Source organism: Pseudaminobacter sp. Soil_N_29 (assembly GCF_057656055.1).
On sequence record NZ_JBDGLC010000004.1, the window covers coordinates 191,068 to 212,744 of the forward strand.

Sequence of the window (21,677 nt, forward strand, 5' to 3'; positions counted from 1 at the left end):
CGCAAGGGCGCGCAAACATCGCCGCGAGCGCGAGCGCCCCGCTTGCCCGCCCGCCTCCCTGGAAAAACGCGGGCGCGGTTTCGCCTATTACCAGGTGCCGGTGTTCTGCATGGACGCCCAGGGCTCGGCCTTCTCCTTCGCCTCGCCCTTCTGCAGCAGTTCAATCGAAATGCCGTCCGGCGACTTGATGAACGCCATGTAGCCGTCGCGAGGTGGGCGATTGATGGTTACGCCCTTGTCCATCAAGTGCTGGCAGGTGGCGTAGATGTCGTCCACCTCATAGGCGAGATGCCCGAAATTGCGGCCGCCGGTGTAGTTTTCCGGATCCCAGTTGTAGGTCAGCTCGAGAAGCGGCGCCTTTGCGGAGGCGGCGGCACCCTCGTCGTGGCTGGCGGCGAGATAGATCAGCGTGAACCGGCCCGCTTCGCTTTCGTAGCGGCGCATCTCCTTCATGCCGAGCTTGTTGCAGTAGAAATCAAGCGATGCCTCGATGTCGGCAACGCGAACCATGGTGTGCAGATAGCGCATTTTTTCAGTCCTTATGTGGAGCTTACGAACATATGGCAGCGGTGCTGCGGCGCGGCAACGGACAAAGCCTTTGCCGCCGGCTCACTGAAGTTGATCCACAGTATTACGCAGGCTTCAACGAAAAATCCGGCCCCCGGCTCTTGCACACGAGCAAACCCAAAGTGTTAATCTGCATTTAAGAATCAGTTGCGTCGTTACGAGAAAAAGGTGCGGTCGAATGGGGGACAGAGCCTCTTTCGCGGGGCGGGACTTGGCCGGAGAAGCGGCCTTGAAACGCGATGAGATCGACGATGGCGTCGATTTTGTCGAGGTCTCGGGCGCCATCAAATGGTTTGACGTAGCCAAGGGCTACGGCTTTATCCGTCCGGACGGCGGCGGCGCCGACATTCTCCTTCATGTGACCTGCTTGCGTCGCGACGGCTTCCAGACCGCGCTCGAAGGCGCACGCGTCGTCTGTCTGGTTCGTCAGGGCGACCGCGGCTTGCAGGCCTTCCAGGTCCTGTCGATGGACAATTCGACGGCGGCGAATCCTGCCGAGAACAATGTGCAGCGCACCCATGTGGCGGTGACCGCGGAGAGCGGGCTCGAGCGCGCGTTGGTGAAATGGTTCAACCGCACCAAGGGCTTTGGGTTCCTGACCCGCGGCGAAGGCACGGAAGACATCTTCATCCATATGGAAACCCTGCGCCGCTACGGGCTGACCGAGCTTCGCCCCGGCCAGGTGGTTCTTCTGCGCTACGGCAAGGGTGACAAGGGCCTCATGGCAGCCGAAATCCACCCCGACATCGGCACACTGCCCATTCCGCACTAGGCTTAGCCTCCGCCTGTCCGGCCCGGCCGTCGTTCCACATTGCTCTCCATCTGCATGCGGCGGGCGGTTGCTTCTGGTACGATGGCGGCCGGGCCGGCTTTTTGATGGCCCGCGATAGAAGAGACATTCTTATGATCCGCAGGTTCTGGTTGGCCGGCGCGGTGCTTGCCGCAATCGTCGGCATAGTCACCTCTCTCGTTTTCCTGCAGCCGTCCGCCGCTGACGGGCAGCCCATGCTTTTGCCCACCGACGCGACACCGCTCGTGGCGGTCACCGACAGCGGCGAGCGCGCCTTTTCCATCGAGATTGCCGACGACGATGCCGAGCGCGCCGCCGGCCTGATGTTTCGCGAGCAGATGGGAGACGACCATGGCATGCTGTTCGTGTTCGAACAGACGCGGCCGGTCGGGTTCTGGATGAAGAACACCCCTATGCCGCTCGACCTCATCTTCATAGGCCAGGACGGCAAGGTGAAGGCGGTGCGCCGCGGCGAGCCGTTCTCGGAGGCCTTGATCGCGCCCGACGATCCGGTGCGGTTCGTGCTTGAATTGAAAGCCGGCATGGCCGAAAAGGCCGGCATCCAGGAAGGCGATCTCTTCCGCCATCCGGTCATCGGCGCTGTCCAGCCCGGCAACTAGGCTCGGCGCGCCTTTTCAGTTAGGGCTCGCAAGCGTGACGCAGTTTTTTTCCCACGACGGTTTCGAACTCGCCTTCATCGACCGTGCACCGCATCACGGTGAGGCTGAACCCGTTCTCCTCATTCACGGCTTCGCCTCCAGCCACATCGTAAACTGGGTTGCGCCGGGCTGGGTCAAGACGCTGACCGAAGCGGGCTATCGCGCCATAGCGCTCGACAATCGCGGCCACGGACTGTCGACCAAGAGCTATAACGCCGACGACTATACGCCGGAGAAAATGGCGAGCGATGCCGTGGCCCTGCTCGACCATCTCGGCATCGAGCGCGCCCATGTCATGGGCTATTCGATGGGCGCTCGGGTTTCGGCCTTCATGGCACTGGCGACGCCAGAGAAGGTCGCGACGCTCGTGCTGGGCGGTCTGGGCATCGGTATGATTGAGGGCGTCGGCGACTGGGATCCCATCGCCGAGGCGCTTTTGGCACCCGATCCCGCAGCCATCGGCCACACGCGCGGGCAAATGTTCCGGGCCTTCGCCGACCAGACCAAGAGCGACCGTGCAGCGCTTGCCGCCTGCATTTCCACCTCGCGCGAACTGCTGAGCGAAGCGGAAGTTGCCCGCATCATGCAGCCGACGCTGATCGGAGTGGGCACCAGGGATGACATCGCCGGTTCCCCTGAAGAACTGGCGGCGCTCATGCCGAATGCGGTCGCCTTCGACATTGAGGGCAGGGACCACATGCTCTCGGTCGGCGACCGGACCTTCAAGAAGCGCGTGCTGGAATTTCTCGCGGAAAACCGGCTGTAAACCGGCTGACCGGCACCGCGCCGCACCGTAACAGAAGTCCGGGATCTCGGCTTCCCGCTGGATGCGAGATGCTCCGGCTGGCTGCCGTCGAGCTTGGGGCGGCGTTTCCCTCCTGCCGCCTGGCCATGCCGCAAACGTGATCGCCGCGCATTCGGTTCGCGGCGGCATGGCAAGGCAAATTGCGTTGGATCAAGGAACGGCTCTGTGCCGTTGGCAGAATGCCGGAGGTTGCTTCCGGCAACCTTTGGGTCCCACTTCCGGACCCGCAGAGCCCAACTAGGCCGATCACCATCTTTCTCGGAAAGAAAAGGAAGATCAACATGTTGCGAACAGCACTTGTCGGGTTGACAGCCCTGCTCATCGCTGGGCCAGCGCTGGCCCAAACTCAGACGCCATCCGAACGCGCCCAGGAGCTGCTGAACTCGGTCGATTGGAAGGCCTTGACGGATGCCAGAATTGACGTGGTCAAGACCGCGCTTCAGCTCACGCCCGAACAAGAAAAACTATGGCCGCCCGTGGAGCAAGCTATCCGTGCGCGGGCAGAAGCCAGACATGCCCGCCTTGAGGCCATGGCAAAGCCGCGCGAGGAGAAGCGCGACGTATTCGAATTCTTGAACGACCGTGCCGACAACATGGCCAAGCGTGCCGCCACGCTCAAGCAGCTCGCGCAAGCCTGGCAGCCCCTCTATCAGAGCCTCGACGACAAGCAGAAGATGCGGCTGCGCGTTCTGGCAATGCATGTCCTGCACGAGATGAGGGGCGCTGCCGAAAGCCACATGCGGGGCATGGAGGATGACGACGCGGAAGATTGACGCGCCGCATTGTCCTCATCCCTGCCGTGGCAGGGCGCCTCACTTCGCACGATAAGATTCTGGAACTTCAAAAATGCCCGCCCGGCCCCGGTGCGGGCATTTTTTTCCTTTTTTGACCTCGAGCTCCAGCAAGCACGATCCCTTGAAGCTCGGTTCAGGAAAATTGGGTTCAAACCTGGTATCTTCTGACCTATATGTCAGCCTGACGTTGATGCCGCCTGGCAACGGAGACTTCCCATGACGACTAGCAGCGCAACTCGCCACGGAGCGCTTCAACCCATCGACCCGATCTGGAGATCGGTGCAGGAGGAGGCAAGGGAAGCCGTATCGCGCGACCCGGTGCTTGCCGCCTTCCTCTACTCCACCATCCTGAACCAGGACAGGCTCGAGGATGCGGTGATGCATCGCCTGGCAGAGCGCCTGGCGCACCAGGACCTCGGTGCCGATCTCATCCGCCAGGCCTTCAAGGCCATGCTGGCCGACAATCCGGGCTGGGCGTCGACAGTGCGGGTGGACATCCAGGCCTATTACGATCGCGATCCTGCCTGCGACCGTTTCCTGATGCCGATCCTCTATTTCAAGGGCTTCCACGCCATCCAGACACACCGGCTGGCGCATTGGCTGTGGAACTGCGGCCGGCGTGATTTCGCGCTCTATCTTCAGAGCCGCTCCTCTTCCGTTTTCCAGACCGACATTCATCCGGCTTCGAAAATCGGCAAGGGCATTTTCATCGACCACGCCACGGGGCTGGTCGTGGGCGAGACGGCGGTAATCGAGGACGATGTTTCCATCCTGCATGGCGTCACGCTGGGCGGTACCGGAAAGGCGGGAGGTGACCGTCATCCCAAGATCCGGCACGGCGTGCTGATCGGCGCCGGCGCCAAGATTCTCGGCAACATCGAAGTGGGTCACTGCGCGAAGGTTGCAGCCGGATCGGTTGTGCTGTCTTCCGTCCCGCACAACAAGACGGTGGCCGGCGTACCGGCCCGTGTCGTGGGTGAAACCGGTTGCGATCAGCCTTCGCGCCAGATGGATCAGTTCCTGCCCTCGCAGGCCATGGACCACGTCGTCAGTTTCGACATCTAAGCTCCGGGGTTCCTGGCAGCTGCTGGCGGGCGCTGCCATTTGTCCGGTGAGTTTGTGCCGTGCGCCTTTACATTGCCGTTCAAGGCGTGTCAGAAGCGCTGTTCATCGAACCACCCCGCCACCGGGAGAAGAGTGTTGAAGCCGGAAGAAATCAGAAAACTCGACGCATATTTCAAGCGGACCTTCCAGAATCCGCAGTTGCAGGTCAAGGCGCGGCCGCGCAAGAACGACTCGGCCGAAGTCTATATCGGCGACGAGTTCCTCGGCATCGTCTTCAAGGATGAGGACGACGGCGACTACAACTTCTCGATGGCCATTCTCGACGTCGATCTGGACTGACACCGTCCCTGCCGGCCGCGTCAGCGGCCGGTCTTCACGTATTGCGCGGCCTTGGCCCGCACACTCGCCTCCAGGCGCTGCCAGTCCTCCAGGAGTTCTCTGGAAAATCGGTAGCTGAGGCTCAGTTCGTCGCCGAGGTGAATGTCGCGCTCGCACGGGGCAAGCGATTCCTCCGCACTCGGGCCGACAAGGCAGCGCGCCACGAAAGGCTCCTCGCCTGGGCGTTCGGCAACCGCCAGTTCTTCATTGATGTAGCCAGATTTCTCGGTGAATCCGTAGAGCACGAGTCCGCCCGGACCGGCCGTTCCCGGCCGCTCGATCAAGGAACTGTAGATCGGCGCAAAGCGTCCGCTCATGTCGCGCGACATCATCCGCTCGTCGAAACTGAGAAACAGGATGTGCCGGCCGCCGTCGGCGTTGTTGAAGTCGTCGCGGGTCGCCGCCGTATACCCCTCCATTTTCGGCCAACGCAAATAGAGGTCGAGCCGCGTTGCGACGCCGTCGCGTCTTGCCTTTTCGAAGCGGATCGCATTTGCCGGCGCCGAAATCACGTTGTTGCCGATCACGACCTCATGCAGACGCGTGTCGTCGGTGTGGCCGGCCAGCGCCAGAGACCGGCCGAGCCAGTTGCCGCCGTAACTGATGGCGGCGGATACTAGCCCGAGCGCGGCGAAGATGTGGAAGACCTTCTTCATCAGCGCATTATCGACGGATCTGACGGCTTCTTGCGGCTGCGGCACGGCGGCCCGCTTCATGGTGGCTCTCCTGGTGGCCGACGCTGCCAACCTTGCAATCTCATGGTAAATGGCTGGTAAACGAGGGCCCGGTGGAGCGGCTCGGTCACGGCTTGCCGCTGGGCGCTCCGCCCGGCTAGGCTGTTCTCCAGGCCGCGCGCCACATCTCAGGCAGGGAGAAGAAATGCCTCTTTACGCAATCGATGGGACGAGACCCGAATTCGAGGACGAGCAAAGCAGCTGGATCGCGCCCGACGCAACCGTGATCGGCAGCGTCGGAATCGGCCGCGACGTGGGCATCTGGTTCGGCTCGGTCATCCGTGGAGACAATGAGCGGATCGAGATCGGCGCCGGCAGCAATATCCAGGAACATACGGTGATGCACACCGATCCCGGCTTTCCGCTCACGATCGGGCAGGGGTGCACCATCGGCCATCGGGCCATTCTTCATGGCTGCAGCATTGGCGAAAACAGCCTGATTGGAATGGGCGCGATCGTGCTGAACGGAGCGAAGATCGGCAAGAACTGCCTGGTCGGGGCGGGCGCCCTGGTCACCGAGGGCAAGGAGTTTCCGGACAATTCGCTGATCGTCGGTTCGCCGGCAAAAGTGGTGCGCATGCTGGACGATCAGGCGGTCGAACGACTGCGTGCGTCGGCGACGCACTATGTCGAGAACGCCAAGCGCTTCAAGGCCGGGCTGCAAACGCTCTGAGCCGGCCCCGCGGCTTTCGTTTCGGGCAAGAAAAAGGGAGCCGGCCCTATTGGGGAAGCCGGCTCCCAAAGCCCGGTCTTTGGGGAAGGGGGGACAGGACCGGGTTTTCTGTCGTCCCGCTCAATACAAGCTTGCCACTGCGTCGGCACGGCCGTCGTTAATCTGCATCCAAACGCCGGAATGCCGCTCCGACTGGCGCTTCAGATAGGTGTATTCGGTGTCGGTCCAGGCCAGCACTCGCGGCTCCAGATTGTCGAGAATGAAGTCGCCATGGCTGGTCCGGACGGTCAGAACGGCGTGGCCGTCCCCGTTGGACTGGCGCACCACCGTCATCAGCAGGTCGCCGGCCTGAAGGCCGAGCGCCATCAGGCGGCGGCGCTTCTCCAGCGCGTAGTCCTCGCAGTCGCCGAAGCCGTTTTCGGGATAAGCCCAGTGCTCCTCTTCGCCGTAGTTCTCCATGTCGGTGCGCGGCTGGATCTGGCTGTTGACCTCGTTGTTCACGGCAACGATCGCAGCCCAAAGCTTGCGCGTCAGCTCAAGCTCGGAGTTCCTCTCCGTCTTCTGGCTGCACTCCTTCGGCAGCTGGCGGCAGAGATCATAATGCCCCACCGGCTGCGTCGTGCGTGCGCCCACCTGCATGAATGCTTCGGCGGCGTAAGCCTCTCCGGCCAGCCCGCCAAGGCCCAGAAACGCCGCTACGACCAACGCCAGTCTTTTTGTTCTTGTCACTGTGACACATCCCATTTGCGGTCACACTGACACGAGCGGATTTATTCCACGCAAAACATCGCGTTAGATGTTGAGTGAAATGCGCGTCAAATGAAGTAGTTATTTGAGGAAACTAAGAATAAAACTGAATGCAAGTTTTCTGAAAATTTGAACGGATTTTGATGGAGACCGTTCACCTTCGTGGCTCCGAGTGCCAGGCCGGTTGCAATTGCTCGCGGCAGGGGCGGCGCGTATGCTGTGCTGATTAGCGTGCGCGCCCGAGCTTAGCTGCTTGGGAGTTATCTCAAATGCGACTTCAGTCCGCACGGAGGAGTGCGCAATGAAGAACGACGTCAGCAAGGCCGATCTCCAGGATCAAGACAGGCAGGCAATCAGGGCGCTGATTGCGCGGCAGTTTTCAAGCTTGAGCTGGACGCCAAACCATCCAGGCGACTTGGATGCATTCTCGGCAGACTTCGTGCCCGAAGCGTTTCTCTATGCCAGCGCCCGGCCTGCGCGCGGCCAGACGGTCCAGTCGTTCATGGATCGGATGAAGAACCTGGAGCAGACCACGCTAAGAATGTTCCAGGAATCGCTTGAGCGCTGCGAGATTTGCGTGTTCGGCAATGTCGCGATAGCGGCCGCAGTTTGCGAGCAGGTCGAGAATGCCGGCCGGGCAAATCGCAGCGTGGAGATGTTCCTGCTGGTGCGCAACGACGATGGTTGGCGCATAGCTTCTCAGGCCTGGGACGTGGAAACCCAGGCAAAACGCATTCCAGAGCGGTTCTTTCCCGACGAGGCGGAAGATTAGCAGAGCGCCTCAGGAAAACTCGGAATCGAGGGTTTCCGGCCTCTGGACCACTGCGAACTCGATGGCGATGCCCTCTTCGAAGTGGCGAACCACCTGGCCGCGCATGGTTCCGAGCATCACCTGCACGCCCAATGCAGGCTTCACGTCTATTTCGATGGCTGCGCCCGACAGCGACAGATCGATGATCCGGCAGTCATACTGGCGACCGTCCGCCAGCCGCAGCGTGCTCATCGGCTTGCGCGGCGACACGCGTTCGTGCCTGCGGTCTTCCGGCAGGTCCAGTTCGTGCTTGTTGGCCAGCCAGGTCAACTGCGCGGCGAGCTTGTCCCGCTTGCGGTCCGAGGCCGCGATGGTCATGGCAAAGCCGTTCGGCAGCAGTCGGGTGATGGCGCCTTCCACGCGGCCGATGTGATCGAGATAGGCGATCACCTTTTGTCCGGGCTGGCCCATTCCGTTGCACAAAAGGGCTACGCTGCCCGGCGACATATCTATGACCTTGCAGGGATGCTCGCTGCGGTCTTCCAGCATCAGCCGCCCATGGATATGGACGCGAACGCGTTGGAAATTGCGCTTCTCGACCGTTGACGGCGCTTGGCTGATCGCCGCTGCTCTCATGACTGCCCCTGTCGCATGCAAACGGCCACGCGCTTTCGCGCGGCGGCAGGGTTAATTTAGTCGCCTAGAGGTTAACAACGGGTAAGACGGCCCAGGCGGGCAGGGCCCACTACTCCTCGCGGCCGCCCTTCAGCACCACCAGATGGCGGACGCGCTTCGCACCCAGCGACTTCATCGAATCGGAAAGGGCGTGGTCGCTCGGCGCCAGCGAGGGCACGGGGATCTCGGGCCGGTTCTTCAGGAACATCGGCTCACGGTCGGGATCGATTACGCGCACCGAGTCGATCATCGCGTCGACGAGCGGGTCGGCGCCCAGCCAGAACGGCCTTTCGCAGGGGCTGACGATGCCCAGCGCGCGTGGGCTTTCAGGTCCGCCGTCCAATGGCAGAAGCAGAAGCTCGAAGGGGTTGATGCGGCTGTTCGAGGAGTATCCGTCGAAAGCGATGGTGACGACGGACTTGGCATGAAAAACACCATGGGTCAGGCGGGCGACCAGCCTCTGATCCTTTTCGCGCCACAGCGACGGGAAGCAGAAGCCTTTCAATTCGCGCCCATAGGTCGCGCACAGGCGAGTGCCGGCCAGGCGGAAAACGGCCTCGCCGCGGCTGTCCTGCTCCAGGATAAACGTGTCGGCCAGCAGGGTCTTGATCTCGGCCGGCTCGATTTCGGTCCGCTTGGGCGCGGGACGCCCATTCCGCAATCGGTTCCAATAGTGGAACAGTTTGATCGATCCGTCTTGTTTCATGCTGCTCCGCTCCGCGCAGTCTGTCGTCTTGTGTCCCATCGGCGAACAGAAAGGCGTTGTTCGAGGAACTACATGCTTGGCGAGGCAGGTTGCGTGCCAGACCTGTTATCGGTTTGTTAACCGTTCCGGGCTGTTAAGGTTAACAAATGGTTGATGTTGCCCGACAATCCATGCTGTGGCACGCTGAAGTCATCGGTAGCCAAGGCTGCCGCAGCACTTCAGTCAAAAGATTTGGGGCGAGCAGGGGGGCTCGACCAGCCGTCCAGAGGAAAACTTTGGACGGCTTTTCTTTATGATTCGCCTGTGCTGCGTTAAAGGCGACGTATGACACGACGCTCGGAAGCCGGAATGCAGGCCAACAATCCCCAGGATCCCCCCCACACAAACCGCCCCACGCCGGGCGGCCGCGAGCCCGTCTTCAATCTGCCGAGCATTGTCTTGCTGGCCGTCGCGCTCTGCGTGGGTGTCCACTTCTTGCGGCTCTATGTGCTTACGCCGCAGCAAGATCTGGCGCTGCTGTTGCGTGCCGCCTTCATACCGATCCGCTATTCAGCGCCGGACGGAATCGACATCTACGCCTTCACCAGCCCGTTCACCTATGCCTTCCTGCATGGCAGTTTCGCCCACCTCATCGTCAACATGATCTGGCTGGCTGCATTCGGCTCGCCCTTGGCCAACCGGCTGGGCCCTGCGCGTTTTGCCCTGTTCTGGGCGGTTTGCGGTCTGGCCGCGGTGGCGCTTCACTACAGCGTGCACCAGCTCGATCCTTCGCCGGTGATCGGGGCCTCCGGTGCGATTGCCGGCATGATGGGAGCGGCTGCCCGATTCGGGTTCGTCATCGATCGGTCGTCGGGCAAAGCCGCCTTTTCCGGCAACCCGCTGCCGGTGAAGATGGTGTTCCGCTCGCGCACCGTCATGACCTTCCTGATCGTCTGGATGGTCATCAATTTCGTCACCGGCGTTGTAAGCTTCGTGCCCGGGGTGTCGGACCGGATCGCCTGGGAGGCGCATGTCGGCGGCTTTGTCGTGGGCTTCTTCGGCATCCAGTTCTTTGATCGCAGGCGCCGAGCCGCAGAACGGTAGAACTGCCCTCCCGTCGGCGGGCGCCTCCTTCGACCTTGAAATGAAAGGCGCGTGGGCGCACGATAACGCCCTTGGCCATTTCGGGCTGCAAGTCAGAGGAGGCCGCCATGACGGTGAAGGCGATTCTCGAGGCGAAGGGGCACGAAGTTTTTACGCTCGGCCCCAACGAGCGGTTGGCAGAAGCAATCAGGCGGCTTGCAGAGCACAAGGTCGGCGCCCTGGTGATCACCAACAACGATCGCAAGGTGGTCGGCATTCTGTCCGAACGCGATGTCGTTCGTGTACTGGCCAGGGAAGGGGCGGCGGCGCTGGAACAGCCGGTGCGCGCGGTGATGACGCCCAAGGTCAATATCTGCAACGAAAACCACACCGTCCACGAGATCATGGAGATCATGACCAAGGGGCGGTTCCGCCATCTGCCGGTGGAAAAGGACGGCCGGCTGGACGGCATCATTTCGATCGGCGACGTGGTCAAGCGGCGGATCGAAGACGTCGAGCGCGAGGCCGAGGAGATGAAAACCTACATCGCCACGGCCTGATGCGAGGGTGCCGACCGGTGTCCGAGGCGCCGCCCGGCGCGAGCCGTCGTAGCGCGCAGAGTGGGTTTCCCAGCCCAGCTTCGATGCCGATATGCGTGCCTTTCGAAGCTGCAGACCGTGCCGGTTTTGCGGAAAGCTTGCAACAGCCGGCCGATTGATCTAGCGAAAGTCAGCTTTCTGTTGATCCGCTAGCATCGGCTGATCCGCGGATTAGGTCCCAAACGTTTCCGGAACGCCATGACAATCATTGACACCCGCACGCCAGAACCGAAACGCCTGATCCCCGGCGCCACCGGCGATTGGGAGGTCATCATTGGTTTGGAGGTGCACGCGCAGGTAACGTCGAACGCCAAGCTGTTCTCCGGCGCTTCGACCTCCTTCGGCGCGGCTCCCAATGCCAATGTCAGCCTCGTCGACGCGGCCATGCCCGGCATGCTGCCGGTCATCAACGAGGAGTGCGTCAAGCAGGCAATCCGCACCGGCCTCGGCCTCAAGGCCCAGATCAATCTCAAGTCCGTGTTCGACCGTAAGAACTACTTCTATCCCGACCTGCCGCAGGGCTATCAGATCTCGCAGTTCAAGCAGCCGATCGTCGGCGAGGGCACGGTGATCGTTTCCGTCGGCCCCGACAAGAAGGGCGAGTTCGAGGATATCGAAGTCGGCATCGAGCGCCTGCATCTGGAGCAAGACGCCGGCAAGTCCATGCACGACCAGCACCCGACCATGTCCTATGTCGATCTCAACCGTTCCGGCGTGGCGCTGATGGAGATCGTGTCGAAGCCCGACATGCGCTCGTCCGACGAGGCCAAGGCCTATCTCACCAAGCTCCGCACCATCCTGCGCTATCTCGGCACCTGCGACGGCAACATGGACGAGGGCTCCATGCGCGCCGACGTCAACGTCTCTGTGAGGCGCCCGGGCGAGCCTTTCGGCACGCGCTGCGAGATCAAGAACGTCAACTCCATCCGCTTCGTCGGCCAGGCCATCGAATATGAGGCGCGGCGCCAGATCGCGATACTCGAGGATGGCGGCTCGATCGAACAGGAAACCCGCCTGTTCGACCCCAACAAGGGCGAGACGCGCTCCATGCGCTCGAAGGAAGAGGCGCACGACTACCGCTACTTCCCCGATCCGGACCTGCTGCCGCTCGAGTTCACCCAGGCCTATGTCGACGCCCTGGCGAAGGACCTGCCGGAACTGCCGGACGACAAGAAGCAGCGCCTGGTCGATGCGCTCGGCCTCTCGGCCTACGACGCTTCGATCCTGGTCTCGGAAAAGGCCATTGCCGACTATTTCGAGAAGGTAGCGGCCGGCCGCGACGGCAAGGCTGCCGCCAACTGGGTCATCAACGATCTGCTGGGCGCCTTGAACAAGGCCGGCAAGTCCATCGAAGACGCTCCGGTTTCGCCCGATCAGCTCGGTGCAATCATCGACCTGATCAAGGAAGGCACCATCTCCGGCAAGATCGCCAAGGACCTGTTTGAGATCGTCTGGAACGAGGGCGGAAATCCGCGCGAGCTGGTCGAGAGCCGCGGCATGAAGCAGGTCACCGACACCGGCGCCATCGAGAAGGCTGTCGACGAGGTGATCGCAGCCAACCCGGACAAGGCCGAGCAGGCCCGCGCCAAGCCCAGCATGGCCGGCTGGTTCGTCGGCCAGGTCATGAAGGCCACCGGCGGCAAGGCCAATCCGCAGGCGGTCAACGACCTGGTCAAGGCCAAGCTCGAGATCGTCGAGTAGCGATGTTCGTCCGTTCTGCGAGCGAACGCGACCTGCCAGCCATTCGCGAGCTTCTGGTCGAGACGAGGCAGGCGACCTACGATGCGATCTACGGCGAGCACCAGATTGCCGAACTGACCGACGATTGGCACTCGATCGCGTCGCTGAAGGCGCGGTTGAGCCGGCCGAACTCCGAGTTCGTGGTCGTCGACGACGGCGAGCGGCTTGGCGGCATGGCATTTGCCACCGCCACCGGCGACCAGACGGTCGTGGTGCTTCACCAGCTCTACGTGCACCCGGCGTGCCATGGGCGCGGCCTTGGCCGCCTCCTGCTCGAGGAAATCGAAGGCTGCTTTCCCGACGCATCCCGGATACGCGTCGAGGTCGAAGCGGCCAACGCGCCCGCACTGGCTTTCTACGAGGCGAACGGGTTTGTCCGCACTGGAACCGCCGAGATGTCGGGCCCGGGCGACTTTGACGTGCCGGCTGTGGTTCTCGAAAAGTTGCTTGCCTGAACGAGAGCGTTGAGGAGCCTGCAATGTCCGACCTGTCGAATCCGCTGACGATCCGGCCCGCGCGCCGCGAAGACGTCTCGGCAATGGTGGCGATGTTCGCCGCCGATGCGCTCGGCGGCCATGGCGACACCACCGACACCGAAATGTTGCCCCTCTATCAAAGGGCGTTCGACAGGATCGCTGCGAGCCCGAATGACGAGCTTTATGTCGCCGAACTGGACGGCGAGGTTGTGGGCACGTTCCAGACGACGCTGATCGTGAGCATGCCCGGGCGCGGCGCGGCCACCTTGCGAATCGAAGCGGTGCAGACGCGGCAGGACATGCGTGGGCGGGGCATAGGCGCCAGCATGATCAAGTATGCGATAGCGCGGGGCGCGGCCGCCGGCGTGCGCACGGTTTACCTCACCTCGAACCTCAAGCGCACCGATGCCCACCGCTTTTACGCGCGGCTGGGCTTCGAACAGAGCCATGCCGGCTTCAAGCTGAAGCTTTAGCCGTCCGACTTCCCGGTCAAACGCGGTGATAGCCGCGTTAACCCTTGCCATTAGGCCCCGCGGGAGCCATAAGGCATCCAGTTGATCGACGCGCTTCGGCCGCGAGGAATCCGATGAAGAAGTTCTTGCTGCAGTTTTTTACCTGGTGGAATGGGCAGACGCTCGGAACCCGTTTCCACACCTGGCGTAACGGCACCGAAGTGGGCCGCGACGAGTGGGGCAACATCTATTACGAGGGCGGCACCGATTCGGAAGGCCGTACTCGCCGCTGGGTCATCTACAAGGACATCGCCGAGGCTTCCAAGATCCCGGCCGGCTGGCATGGCTGGATGCATCATCGCGTCGACACGCCTCCCTCGAAGGAAAATTACCAGCCGCGCCCGTGGCAGAAGCCGCACCAGTCCAACCTGACCGGCACGGCAGCCGCCTACCGGCCGAAGGGCTCGGTTCTGGGCACCGGCCATCGCCCCGTGGTTACCGGCGACTACGACGCCTGGACGCCCGGCGCGTGAGCGTCGCGCCGGCAAAGAATGTTTTCTCGCCACATTTTGCGGCTAACCACTTGATGATTGATGGGGCGACATGCTTGACCGCCCTTCGGTGGTCAGGCGCAATTTCCGGTATTTTCAGATGACGGTTTTCGGTCGGATTTCGCTGGGCAAACGGGTGGCAACCGTCTGGGCGGCATCGGCCGTGGCCATTGCCGCGCTGATCTCGCCGGCGGCTGCAGAGCGCACCAGCAGCCCGGTGGCCGAATTTGCCGGCATCGACAAGATCACCGGCCGCATCATCACATTCGACGTCTATATCGATGAGACCGTGCAGTTCGGCGCGCTGCAGGTCACTCCGCGCGTGTGCTATGCGCGCGCGGACGGCGAGGAGCCCCGCACCGACTCCTTCGTCGAGGTCGACGAGATCACGCTGGACCGGAAAATCCGTCGCATTTTCACAGGCTGGATGTTTGCCGAAAGCCCGGGCCTCAACGCGGTCGAGCACGCGATCTATGACGTGTGGCTGAAGGGCTGCAAGGCGAAGTCCGACGTGCCGGCCCCGGAAGCTTCGAAGAGCAACTGACGCGGGTCGCACGTTCCAAGCGTGCACGCCGCCCAGCCGCCCCAGGAGGCCCACAGAACACTACGGCGCGCTCAGGGATAGAAGGTGGCCTCGCCACGCAACGCCGCTTCCAGAAGCTTCTCATAGGTCCCGCGCGGCACGTCTATAGCGCCGAAGCGCTTTAGGTGCTCGGTGGTGAACTGCGTGTCCAGCAGAGCAAAGCCCCGCTCGTTAAGCCTCTCGACCAGCCGCACCAGGCACGCCTTCGATGAATCCGTCACCTTCGAGAACATGCTTTCGCCGAAGAAGACGCGGCCCAGGCTGACGCCGTAGAGCCCGCCCACCAACTCGCCGTCCCGCCAGGCCTCCACCGAATGGCAATGGCCGCGCTCGAAGAGGGCGATATAGGCCTCCCGGATAGGCGCATTGATCCAGGTGGTCTCGCGTTCGGCGCGCTCTTCCGCGCAGCCGTCGATCACCCCGGCAAAATCAGTGTCGATACGGATATCGAACCGGTTCTGGCGTATCGTCTTGCGCAGGCTTTTCGGCACATGGAAAGTGTCGAGGGGAATGATGCCCCGCATCTCGGGGCGTACCCAGAACACTTCCGGGTCTGTGGCGCTTTCTGCCATGGGGAATACGCCAGACGCATAGGCCTTCAGCAACAGGTCGGGGGGTATGCGATAGCCGGGCGCGTAGGGACGGGTCATGGCCGTACCTCCAAACCGACAACGCCCGCCCTGCGGGCGCTGTCTTGTTGTACGGGCCCATCGGTCCTGTTCATGTTCCGTATCCGAAACATTTTCGGTTCAGGCCGATTATACGCTATTCCGTGGCCGCGAGGTGTTTTTCCAGCCAGTGAATGTCGTAGTCGCCGTTGGCGATGTCGATATTGCCGACCAGGTCGCGGAACAGCGGCAGCGTGGTGTTGATGCCGTCCACCACGAACTCGTCCAGCGCGCGGCGCAGTCGCATCATGCATTCCACGCGGTTGCGGCCGTGTACGATCAGCTTGCCGATCAGGCTGTCGTAGTAGGGCGGGATGCGGTAGCCGGAATAGACGCCGGAATCGACACGCACGCCAAGGCCGCCCGGGGTGTGGAAGTGGGTGATCGTGCCAGGCGACGGCGCGAAGGTGCGCGGGTCTTCGGCGTTGATGCGGCACTCGATGGCATGGCCCTGGAAGCGGATGTCCTCCTGCCTCACCGACAGCCCGCCGCCGGAAGCCACGCGGATCTGCTCGTGCACAAGGTCAATGCCCGTGATCGCCTCGGTCACCGGGTGCTCCACCTGAAGGCGCGTGTTCATCTCGATGAAGTAGAACTCGCCGTTCTCGTAGAGGAACTCGACGGTGCCCGCGCCCGAATAGCCGAGGTCGGCCACGGCATTCGCGCAGATCGCGCCGATGCGCGCGCGCTCCTCTTCGTTCAGAGCAGGGGAGTTCGCCTCTTCCCAGACTTTCTGGTGGCGGCGCTGCAGCGAGCAGTCGCGCTCGCCCAGGTGGATGCCCTTGCCGGCGCCGTCGCCAAATACCTGGATTTCGATGTGGCGCGGCTTTTCGAGGTATTTCTCGATGTAGACGGCATCGTCGCCGAAGGCCGCACCAGCTTCGGAACGGGCCGTATGCAGGGCAGCAACCAGATCGTCCTCGCTGCGCGCCACCTTCATGCCGCGGCCACCGCCGCCGGCGGAAGCCTTGATGATGACCGGATAGCCGATCTCGGCGGCAACACGCTTGGCTTCGTTTTCGTCGGTGATCGCGCCTTCGGAGCCCGGCACAACCGGAATGCCGAGGCGCTTGGCGGTGCGCTTGGCTTCGATCTTGTCGCCCATGGTGCGGATGTGGTCGCCCGAGGGTCCGATGAAGGTGATATTGTGGGCCGCCAGTATGTCGGAGAACTTGGCATTCTCCGCCAGGAAGCCGTAGCCCGGATGCACGGCGTCGGCGCCGGTTATCTCGCAGGCCGCCACGATCTGGTGGATGTTGAGGTAGCTGTCGCGCGAGGGCGGCGGGCCGATGCAGACGGCCTCGTCGGCAAGGCGCACATGCATCGCATCGGAATCGGCAGTCGAATGCACGACCACGGTCTTTATGCCCAGTTCCTTGGCTGCGCGCAGGATCCGGAGGGCGATTTCGCCGCGATTGGCGATAAGTATTTTCTGGAACATCCTGGACCTATTCGATGACCACCAGCGGCATACCGTATTCCACCGGCTGGCCATCTTCCACCATGATCGCCTTCACGGTGCCTGAGCGCGGCGAGGGGATCTGGTTCATCGTCTTCATCGCTTCGATGATCAACAGCGTCTGGCCTTCCTTCACCGTCTGGCCGATCTCGATGAACGCCGCGGCGCCCGGAGCCGGTGCCAGGTAGGCGGTGCCGACCATGGGCGAGGGCACGGCGTTCTTGGACAGGTCGGCAGCCGGGGCAGGTGCGGCAGCCGGGCCTGCAATCTGCGGTGCAGCGGCCGGGGCAGGCAGCGCAGCAACGGGAGCCGGGGCAGCAATGGCATGCACCGCCGGCGCGTGCCGCGACACACGCAGCTTCAGGTCGCCGAGCTCAACCTCGATCTCGGTCAGATTGGTGTCGTTCAGGATGCCCGCAAGGTCGCGGATCAGTTGCTGGTCAACACCGGTCTTTTTTATCGACATATTTGAGCCTTTTCTTCTTGTCCGGCCGCTCAGATGCGAGCAGCGAGCGCCTGCAGCGCCAGTGTGTAGCCAAGTGGGCCGAAGCCGCAGATCATCCCGACCGCGACTGGCGCGACCATGGAGACGTGGCGAAACGGCTCACGCGCATGGATGTTTGAAAGATGCACTTCCGCCACCGGCAGCGAAACCGCGCGGATGGCGTCGTGAATGGCGATGGACGTGTGGGTATAGGCGCCGGCATTGATGACGATGCCCGCAGCCTTGTCGCCGGCTTCCTGGATCCAGTCGACCAGGTCGCCCTCATGGTTGGACTGGCGGAACTCGATGGCGAGCCCCAGCGCCGCTCCTGCCTTGCGGCAGTCGTCCTCTATGCCGGACAGGGTCGTTCCGCCATAGATCCCGGGTTCGCGCTTGCCCAGCGCGTTGAGATTTGGGCCGTTCAGAACGTAGACCGTTTTCAATGTAAGGACCTTTCTCCGCGCCAGTCGCCAACCGGCACGCCGCAATCTCTATAATTGTCTTAAACGTCTGCGAAAAGAGCGCAGCGGCTTTCTTGTCCACAAGCGCGCTCTTTTCCCGGCCGCAATACTCTGCAAAAGCTCAAATCAGCAGCCCGCGTCAAGGCAGGCTTTGGCCGCTGTAATCTTTTCGGTCAGCGCATCCTTGCCGAGCGCGCCGAACACCACCTCGTTGCCGACCACATAGGACGGCGTTCCGCTGATCGAAAGCTTGTTGGCAAGATCGTAGGTGTTGGCGAACGCCTCCATGATCGCCGGGTTCTTCATCTCTTCGCGCAGCTTTGCTTCGTCTACGCCCAGCGCCGTCGCGACCTTGATGGCTGCGGCTTCGTCTGCACGCCCCTTGCCGCCTAGGAGCTGATTGTGGAACTCGCCGTATTTTTCAGGCGCCAGCGCGCGGAACGCCATTGAAACCACATGCGCCTTCTGCGAATCGGCGCCAAGGATGGGGAATTCCTTCAGCACGAAGCGAAGTTCCGGGTCGGCGGCGGTCAGGGCCAGCATGTCCTGCTGGGCGCGCTTGCAGTAGCCGCAATTGTAGTCATAGAACTCGACGATGGTGACCTTGCCGTTGGGATTTCCGACAACGCCGTCATAGGTCGAGTTGAATATTTCCGACTTGGCGTCCTTGATCACCGCTTGATGGGCGACGCGCTGCTTTTCCTGCTGCTTTTCTTCCAGCGCCTGCTGAACGTCGTACATGATTTCGGGGTTCTCGAGCAGATATTCCCGCACGATGGTCTCGACGTCCTTGCGGGTGAGCTGGCCTGCTGCGTCGTCCTTGCTTATCTGCGCTACCGTGACCGGATCGACTGCCGGCGAGCGCCCCGCCACGAAGCCAGCGGCAAGCACCGCAAGAGCCATTGCGGCGCCGCCCGCACCCAACAGAATTGCCTTGTTCATCCTAAAACCTGTCCTTGCCTGTATTCAGCTGTTGCCGGGTGATGTGGGCGCGCAATTTTTCGCCGAGTCGGCACTCCATAGCAGGAGTTTGGTCTCCAAGAGGCAAAATCCAGCCTCTGGTGACAAAAAATGCCGTGATTGAGCCCGCGCGTGCCCGCCTATTTCTTCTTGCCCGGTTGCTTGTAGTTGATGATGTCCTGCGCGCGTATCCAGCCCGGCGAACCGGGCTTGAACTTTTGCTGCGCGCGGGCAGCGAAAATCTTCGCCTGCTGGTAGACCCCGCTGTAGTAGTGTCCCTCGGCCGTTGCCAGCTCCGCTTCGGCGATGTCGCCAAGCTGGCCGTAGGCCTGTGCCAGGTAGCGATAGGCCGTGGCGTTCTCGCGGTCGCGGTCCAGTCCGCTGCGGATTTGCGCAACTGCCTTTTTCAGCGCGTCCGGCTTGCCTATCGCCAGGAGCGCCTGCCCGTAGGACACAGGGAGGACGCCGGACTTGACCGGATCGAGGCGCACGGCCGTGGCATAAGCTTCCGCTGCCTGCGCCGGCTGGTTTGCTTTCATCAGCACATCGCCGCGCAGTTCGTGGAAATAGGGGTTCTTGGGCTGCTGCTTGAGCAGCGCGTCGACCTTGGCCAGGGCCGAGCGGGGATTGCCGTGGAGGTGCGTGACCATGGCGTCCGCATATTGTGCGGCCAGCCCGCGTGGATTGTTGCGGAAGAGGCGCGAGGCTCCTCCCTGTCCGTCCGTGTAGACCGCGATCTTGGCGCGCATCATGTCGTGGCGCAGCTGCAACTCGGGCGAGTCCTTGCGCTCGTAGTTCGGGCTGCTGGCGGCCAGCTGCTGCAAATTGGAAATGCGGTCCTGCGGGGTCGGGTGGCTGATCTGGTAAGGGTCCACCCGCGCGCCGGACAGAGACAGAGCACTCTGGAACCGCTTGAACGTGGTCAGCATGCCCTTGGCCGACTGGCCTGTCGCCTCCAGATAGGTGATCGCGGAACGGTCCGCCGTGGTTTCCTCGGTGCGTTGGTAGCCAAGCAGGCTGCGCCGCGCCATTTCGCCGCCGCCGATGGCGATGCCGCCGCCGGCCTGCGCCAGTTCGTTGCTGTTGGTCGCAGCGCCCGCCACGATCGCGCCGGCGCCCAGAAGCGTGGAGACGATCGCCATGGTCTGCGCCCGCGCCAGCTGTTCGCGCAGCCTTTCCTGGTGGCCGCCGGCGATATGCCCGGCCTCGTGCGCGATGACGCCGATGATCTCGTTGGGCGTTTCAGATTGCAGCAAGGCGCCGGTGTTGATGAACATGCGCCGCCCCAGCACGAAAGCATTGAAGCTGCGGTCATTGACGAGGATGATATCCACGCCGGACTTGAGGCCGGCCGCCTTGAGGATCGGCCTTGCATAGTCGCGCACCAGCGCCTCGATCTCAGCGTCGCGCACGATGGCAAGTCCGCTCTGCGCGAATGCGCTTGCGGAGGCCGACAGCGTCAGCGCAGCAGCCAGCGAAGCCGCGGCAAAAGGCCGGGCGACTTTTGAAACGAGCGCGGAGAAAAATGGTGTCTGCATAGTGAAAACCACTGGTAGACGAGCAAAGGCAAGATGAAAAGCTCGGTAACAAAACTTGGTGAACTTGTGATGCCGGCATCATTCGGGCATTTGTGCGGCATCATGTGCGGGCAGTGGCAAGAGTGACAAGGACAAGAGATGGTGGTTGCGCTTTCGAAACGCGGTGATGTCGAGCCGTTCCATGCGATGGACGTGCTGGCCGAGGCAAATCGGCTGAAGGCGCTCGGCGTACCGGTTATCTCGATGGCGGTTGGTCAGCCCTCCGACCCGGCTCCCGCAGCCGTTCGCGCCGCCGCGGCGCGGGCGCTGCGCGACGGGCGCATCGGCTATACCGACGCCCTCGGCGTGGCCGGATTGCGCGAAGCGATCGCCGCCCACTATGCCGAGCACTATGGCGTAGAGGTCTCGCCGGGCCGCATCGCCGTCACCACCGGCTCTTCGGCGGCGTTCAATCTTGCATTTCTCGCGATGTTCGATCCGGGCGAGCGCGTGGCGGTCGTTGCCCCGGGCTATCCGGCCTACCGCAACATCATGGCCGCGCTGGGCCTCGACGTGGTCGAGATCGAGATGGAAGGCGCTGCCTATCTCACGGCCGATCACCTCGAAGCCGCGCACAGGCGCGCGCCGCTGAAGGGCGTGCTCTTTGCCAGCCCAGCCAATCCCACCGGCGCCATTATCCCCGAAAAGGAGCTGGCGGAGCTGGTCGCAAGAGCGGAAAACTTAGGCATTTCAGTCATTTCCGACGAGATCTACCACCGACTGTCCTATGCCGGGCCGGACGTCACCGCTCTTTCCCTTGGCAAGGACGTGACCGTCATCAACTCCTTCTCGAAATACTACTGCATGACGGGCTGGCGCATCGGCTGGATGGTATTGCCGGAAAAGCTGGTTCGGCCGATCGAGCGCATCCAGCAGAGCCTCTACATCTCCGCACCCGAGCTGTCGCAGGTCGCGGCGGCGGAGGCCTTCAATGCGACCGAGGAGCTTGAGGTGGTGAAGGCACGCTATGCCTGGAACCGCGAACTCTTGATGCAGCGGCTGCCCGAACTCGGGTTCGCGCTTGCCGCGCCCATGGACGGCGCCTTCTATGCCTTCTGCGATGTCTCGCGGCTGACAAATGACAGCATGGAGTTTGCCCGCCGCATGCTGGCCGAGGCCCATGTCGCGGCCACACCGGGGCGCGACTTCGATATGCATTCGGGCCACCGCTTCATGCGTCTGTCCTATGCCGGCAGCCATGAAGACATGGTCGAGGCTGTCGCCCGCATCGAACGCTGGCTGAAATAGAAAGCAAGGGGGA

At 62.5% G+C, this 21,677-nt stretch carries 27 protein-coding genes; 16 read left to right on the plus strand and 11 right to left on the minus strand.

The features are described from left to right. Positions 1–87 precede the first annotated feature (87 nt). Positions 88–528, minus strand: a complete 441-nt coding sequence (locus tag AC3A4H_RS11620; protein ID WP_487766830.1) for a VOC family protein — start codon at positions 526–528, stop codon at positions 88–90. A 217-nt stretch (positions 529–745) separates the two neighbouring features. Here AC3A4H_RS11620 and AC3A4H_RS11625 point away from each other — a divergent pair, with 217 nt between their 5' ends. From AC3A4H_RS11625 to AC3A4H_RS11650, 6 genes are all read left to right on the plus strand, one after another. After that, complete coding sequence (locus tag AC3A4H_RS11625) at positions 746–1,339, plus strand: cold-shock protein (protein WP_487766831.1); 594 nt, start codon at positions 746–748, stop codon at positions 1,337–1,339. A gap of 131 nt (positions 1,340–1,470) precedes the next feature. Further along, positions 1,471–1,977, plus strand: a complete 507-nt coding sequence (locus tag AC3A4H_RS11630) for a DUF192 domain-containing protein (RefSeq protein ID WP_487766832.1) — start codon at positions 1,471–1,473, stop codon at positions 1,975–1,977. A 34-nt stretch (positions 1,978–2,011) separates the two neighbouring features. Next, on the plus strand, positions 2,012–2,782 hold the full coding sequence (locus tag AC3A4H_RS11635) for an alpha/beta fold hydrolase (protein ID WP_487766833.1): 771 nt from the start codon (positions 2,012–2,014) through the stop codon (positions 2,780–2,782). A 320-nt stretch (positions 2,783–3,102) separates the two neighbouring features. Further along, entirely contained in the window at positions 3,103–3,594 is a 492-nt protein-coding gene (locus tag AC3A4H_RS11640) for a Spy/CpxP family protein refolding chaperone (protein WP_487766834.1), read from the plus strand. A 237-nt stretch (positions 3,595–3,831) separates the two neighbouring features. Continuing rightward, a complete protein-coding gene (gene cysE, locus AC3A4H_RS11645; RefSeq protein ID WP_348779415.1) occupies positions 3,832–4,680 on the plus strand; it encodes a serine O-acetyltransferase in 849 nt (282 codons plus the stop codon). A 135-nt stretch (positions 4,681–4,815) separates the two neighbouring features. Then, a complete protein-coding gene (locus AC3A4H_RS11650; RefSeq protein WP_348779416.1) occupies positions 4,816–5,019 on the plus strand; it encodes a DUF3126 family protein in 204 nt (67 codons plus the stop codon). A 20-nt stretch (positions 5,020–5,039) separates the two neighbouring features. Here AC3A4H_RS11650 and AC3A4H_RS11655 read toward each other — a convergent pair whose 3' ends face one another. After that, entirely contained in the window at positions 5,040–5,774 is a 735-nt protein-coding gene (locus AC3A4H_RS11655; protein ID WP_487766835.1) for a hypothetical protein, read from the minus strand. Positions 5,775–5,937: 163 nt separating this feature from the next. Here AC3A4H_RS11655 and AC3A4H_RS11660 point away from each other — a divergent pair, with 163 nt between their 5' ends. Further along, positions 5,938–6,465 (plus strand): gamma carbonic anhydrase family protein, encoded by a 528-nt coding sequence (locus AC3A4H_RS11660; protein WP_487766836.1) that lies wholly within the window; start codon positions 5,938–5,940, stop codon positions 6,463–6,465. 120 nt (positions 6,466–6,585) lie between these two features. Here AC3A4H_RS11660 and AC3A4H_RS11665 read toward each other — a convergent pair whose 3' ends face one another. Continuing rightward, positions 6,586–7,209, minus strand: coding sequence for a transglutaminase-like cysteine peptidase (locus AC3A4H_RS11665; RefSeq protein WP_487766837.1), 624 nt, complete (start codon positions 7,207–7,209; stop codon positions 6,586–6,588). 304 nt (positions 7,210–7,513) lie between these two features. Here AC3A4H_RS11665 and AC3A4H_RS11670 point away from each other — a divergent pair, with 304 nt between their 5' ends. Beyond that, a complete protein-coding gene (locus tag AC3A4H_RS11670) occupies positions 7,514–7,984 on the plus strand; it encodes a nuclear transport factor 2 family protein (protein ID WP_487766838.1) in 471 nt (156 codons plus the stop codon). A gap of 9 nt (positions 7,985–7,993) precedes the next feature. Here AC3A4H_RS11670 and AC3A4H_RS11675 read toward each other — a convergent pair whose 3' ends face one another. Both AC3A4H_RS11675 and AC3A4H_RS11680 read right to left on the minus strand, forming a co-directional pair. Next, positions 7,994–8,599, minus strand: a complete 606-nt coding sequence (locus AC3A4H_RS11675) for a PilZ domain-containing protein (protein ID WP_487766839.1) — start codon at positions 8,597–8,599, stop codon at positions 7,994–7,996. A 109-nt stretch (positions 8,600–8,708) separates the two neighbouring features. Beyond that, positions 8,709–9,344 carry a PAS domain-containing protein gene (locus tag AC3A4H_RS11680; RefSeq protein ID WP_487766840.1) on the minus strand — a complete coding sequence of 212 codons (636 nt, stop codon included), beginning with the start codon at positions 9,342–9,344 and terminating at the stop codon, positions 8,709–8,711. A gap of 348 nt (positions 9,345–9,692) precedes the next feature. On the opposite strand from AC3A4H_RS11680, the gene AC3A4H_RS11685 reads away from it, so the two are divergent. The 7 genes from AC3A4H_RS11685 to AC3A4H_RS11715 all read left to right on the plus strand — a co-directional run bounded on the left by AC3A4H_RS11685 (position 9,693) and on the right by AC3A4H_RS11715 (position 14,768). Continuing rightward, a complete protein-coding gene (locus AC3A4H_RS11685; protein WP_487766841.1) occupies positions 9,693–10,427 on the plus strand; it encodes a rhomboid family intramembrane serine protease in 735 nt (244 codons plus the stop codon). A gap of 107 nt (positions 10,428–10,534) precedes the next feature. Beyond that, positions 10,535–10,966: a CBS domain-containing protein gene (locus tag AC3A4H_RS11690; RefSeq protein WP_487766842.1), complete on the plus strand. Its 432-nt coding sequence runs from the start codon at positions 10,535–10,537 to the stop codon at positions 10,964–10,966. A 237-nt stretch (positions 10,967–11,203) separates the two neighbouring features. Then, entirely contained in the window at positions 11,204–12,706 is a 1,503-nt protein-coding gene (gene gatB / locus AC3A4H_RS11695) for an Asp-tRNA(Asn)/Glu-tRNA(Gln) amidotransferase subunit GatB (protein ID WP_348779424.1), read from the plus strand. A 2-nt stretch (positions 12,707–12,708) separates the two neighbouring features. Continuing rightward, positions 12,709–13,200 carry a GNAT family N-acetyltransferase gene (locus tag AC3A4H_RS11700; RefSeq protein ID WP_348779425.1) on the plus strand — a complete coding sequence of 164 codons (492 nt, stop codon included), beginning with the start codon at positions 12,709–12,711 and terminating at the stop codon, positions 13,198–13,200. A 23-nt stretch (positions 13,201–13,223) separates the two neighbouring features. Then, on the plus strand, positions 13,224–13,694 hold the full coding sequence (locus AC3A4H_RS11705; protein ID WP_348779426.1) for a GNAT family N-acetyltransferase: 471 nt from the start codon (positions 13,224–13,226) through the stop codon (positions 13,692–13,694). Between the two features lie 113 nt (positions 13,695–13,807). Next, a complete protein-coding gene (locus tag AC3A4H_RS11710) occupies positions 13,808–14,206 on the plus strand; it encodes an NADH:ubiquinone oxidoreductase subunit NDUFA12 (protein WP_348779427.1) in 399 nt (132 codons plus the stop codon). Between the two features lie 118 nt (positions 14,207–14,324). Further along, positions 14,325–14,768 carry a DUF2155 domain-containing protein gene (locus AC3A4H_RS11715; RefSeq protein ID WP_348779428.1) on the plus strand — a complete coding sequence of 148 codons (444 nt, stop codon included), beginning with the start codon at positions 14,325–14,327 and terminating at the stop codon, positions 14,766–14,768. A gap of 71 nt (positions 14,769–14,839) precedes the next feature. On the opposite strand, the gene aat is transcribed toward AC3A4H_RS11715, so the two are convergent. From aat to AC3A4H_RS11745, 6 genes are all read right to left on the minus strand, one after another. Then, positions 14,840–15,457 (minus strand): leucyl/phenylalanyl-tRNA--protein transferase, encoded by a 618-nt coding sequence (gene aat / locus AC3A4H_RS11720; RefSeq protein WP_348779429.1) that lies wholly within the window; start codon positions 15,455–15,457, stop codon positions 14,840–14,842. A 115-nt stretch (positions 15,458–15,572) separates the two neighbouring features. Continuing rightward, entirely contained in the window at positions 15,573–16,916 is a 1,344-nt protein-coding gene (gene accC / locus AC3A4H_RS11725; RefSeq protein ID WP_348779430.1) for an acetyl-CoA carboxylase biotin carboxylase subunit, read from the minus strand. Between the two features lie 7 nt (positions 16,917–16,923). Next, positions 16,924–17,400 carry an acetyl-CoA carboxylase biotin carboxyl carrier protein gene (gene accB, locus AC3A4H_RS11730; protein WP_348779431.1) on the minus strand — a complete coding sequence of 159 codons (477 nt, stop codon included), beginning with the start codon at positions 17,398–17,400 and terminating at the stop codon, positions 16,924–16,926. 29 nt (positions 17,401–17,429) lie between these two features. Continuing rightward, positions 17,430–17,861 carry a type II 3-dehydroquinate dehydratase gene (gene aroQ / locus AC3A4H_RS11735; protein ID WP_348779432.1) on the minus strand — a complete coding sequence of 144 codons (432 nt, stop codon included), beginning with the start codon at positions 17,859–17,861 and terminating at the stop codon, positions 17,430–17,432. A 144-nt stretch (positions 17,862–18,005) separates the two neighbouring features. Beyond that, on the minus strand, positions 18,006–18,821 hold the full coding sequence (locus AC3A4H_RS11740; protein ID WP_487766843.1) for a DsbA family protein: 816 nt from the start codon (positions 18,819–18,821) through the stop codon (positions 18,006–18,008). A 158-nt stretch (positions 18,822–18,979) separates the two neighbouring features. Next, entirely contained in the window at positions 18,980–20,377 is a 1,398-nt protein-coding gene (locus AC3A4H_RS11745; protein WP_487766844.1) for a M48 family metalloprotease, read from the minus strand. A gap of 138 nt (positions 20,378–20,515) precedes the next feature. On the opposite strand from AC3A4H_RS11745, the gene AC3A4H_RS11750 reads away from it, so the two are divergent. Further along, a complete protein-coding gene (locus tag AC3A4H_RS11750) occupies positions 20,516–21,664 on the plus strand; it encodes a pyridoxal phosphate-dependent aminotransferase (RefSeq protein WP_487766845.1) in 1,149 nt (382 codons plus the stop codon). Positions 21,665–21,677: the final 13 nt, after the last annotated feature.

Excerpts from the sequence above, each read along its gene's own strand:
- AC3A4H_RS11620 (WP_487766830.1), bottom strand. The coding sequence starts at position 528 with ATGCGCTATCTGCACACCATGGTTCGCGTTGCCGACATCGAGGCATCG.
- AC3A4H_RS11625 (WP_487766831.1), top strand. The coding sequence starts at position 746 with ATGGGGGACAGAGCCTCTTTCGCGGGGCGGGACTTGGCCGGAGAAGCG.
- AC3A4H_RS11630 (WP_487766832.1), top strand. The coding sequence starts at position 1,471 with ATGATCCGCAGGTTCTGGTTGGCCGGCGCGGTGCTTGCCGCAATCGTC.
- AC3A4H_RS11640 (WP_487766834.1), top strand. The coding sequence starts at position 3,103 with ATGTTGCGAACAGCACTTGTCGGGTTGACAGCCCTGCTCATCGCTGGG.
- cysE (WP_348779415.1), top strand. The coding sequence starts at position 3,832 with ATGACGACTAGCAGCGCAACTCGCCACGGAGCGCTTCAACCCATCGAC.
- AC3A4H_RS11655 (WP_487766835.1), bottom strand. The coding sequence starts at position 5,774 with ATGAAGCGGGCCGCCGTGCCGCAGCCGCAAGAAGCCGTCAGATCCGTC.
- AC3A4H_RS11660 (WP_487766836.1), top strand. The coding sequence starts at position 5,938 with ATGCCTCTTTACGCAATCGATGGGACGAGACCCGAATTCGAGGACGAG.
- AC3A4H_RS11665 (WP_487766837.1), bottom strand. The coding sequence starts at position 7,209 with ATGGGATGTGTCACAGTGACAAGAACAAAAAGACTGGCGTTGGTCGTA.
- AC3A4H_RS11670 (WP_487766838.1), top strand. The coding sequence starts at position 7,514 with ATGAAGAACGACGTCAGCAAGGCCGATCTCCAGGATCAAGACAGGCAG.
- AC3A4H_RS11675 (WP_487766839.1), bottom strand. The coding sequence starts at position 8,599 with ATGAGAGCAGCGGCGATCAGCCAAGCGCCGTCAACGGTCGAGAAGCGC.
- AC3A4H_RS11680 (WP_487766840.1), bottom strand. The coding sequence starts at position 9,344 with ATGAAACAAGACGGATCGATCAAACTGTTCCACTATTGGAACCGATTG.
- AC3A4H_RS11685 (WP_487766841.1), top strand. The coding sequence starts at position 9,693 with ATGCAGGCCAACAATCCCCAGGATCCCCCCCACACAAACCGCCCCACG.
- AC3A4H_RS11690 (WP_487766842.1), top strand. The coding sequence starts at position 10,535 with ATGACGGTGAAGGCGATTCTCGAGGCGAAGGGGCACGAAGTTTTTACG.
- gatB (WP_348779424.1), top strand. The coding sequence starts at position 11,204 with ATGACAATCATTGACACCCGCACGCCAGAACCGAAACGCCTGATCCCC.
- AC3A4H_RS11700 (WP_348779425.1), top strand. The coding sequence starts at position 12,709 with ATGTTCGTCCGTTCTGCGAGCGAACGCGACCTGCCAGCCATTCGCGAG.
- AC3A4H_RS11705 (WP_348779426.1), top strand. The coding sequence starts at position 13,224 with ATGTCCGACCTGTCGAATCCGCTGACGATCCGGCCCGCGCGCCGCGAA.
- AC3A4H_RS11710 (WP_348779427.1), top strand. The coding sequence starts at position 13,808 with ATGAAGAAGTTCTTGCTGCAGTTTTTTACCTGGTGGAATGGGCAGACG.
- AC3A4H_RS11715 (WP_348779428.1), top strand. The coding sequence starts at position 14,325 with ATGACGGTTTTCGGTCGGATTTCGCTGGGCAAACGGGTGGCAACCGTC.
- aat (WP_348779429.1), bottom strand. The coding sequence starts at position 15,457 with ATGACCCGTCCCTACGCGCCCGGCTATCGCATACCCCCCGACCTGTTG.
- accC (WP_348779430.1), bottom strand. The coding sequence starts at position 16,916 with ATGTTCCAGAAAATACTTATCGCCAATCGCGGCGAAATCGCCCTCCGG.
- accB (WP_348779431.1), bottom strand. The coding sequence starts at position 17,400 with ATGTCGATAAAAAAGACCGGTGTTGACCAGCAACTGATCCGCGACCTT.
- AC3A4H_RS11740 (WP_487766843.1), bottom strand. The coding sequence starts at position 18,821 with ATGAACAAGGCAATTCTGTTGGGTGCGGGCGGCGCCGCAATGGCTCTT.
- AC3A4H_RS11745 (WP_487766844.1), bottom strand. The coding sequence starts at position 20,377 with ATGCAGACACCATTTTTCTCCGCGCTCGTTTCAAAAGTCGCCCGGCCT.
- AC3A4H_RS11750 (WP_487766845.1), top strand. The coding sequence starts at position 20,516 with ATGGTGGTTGCGCTTTCGAAACGCGGTGATGTCGAGCCGTTCCATGCG.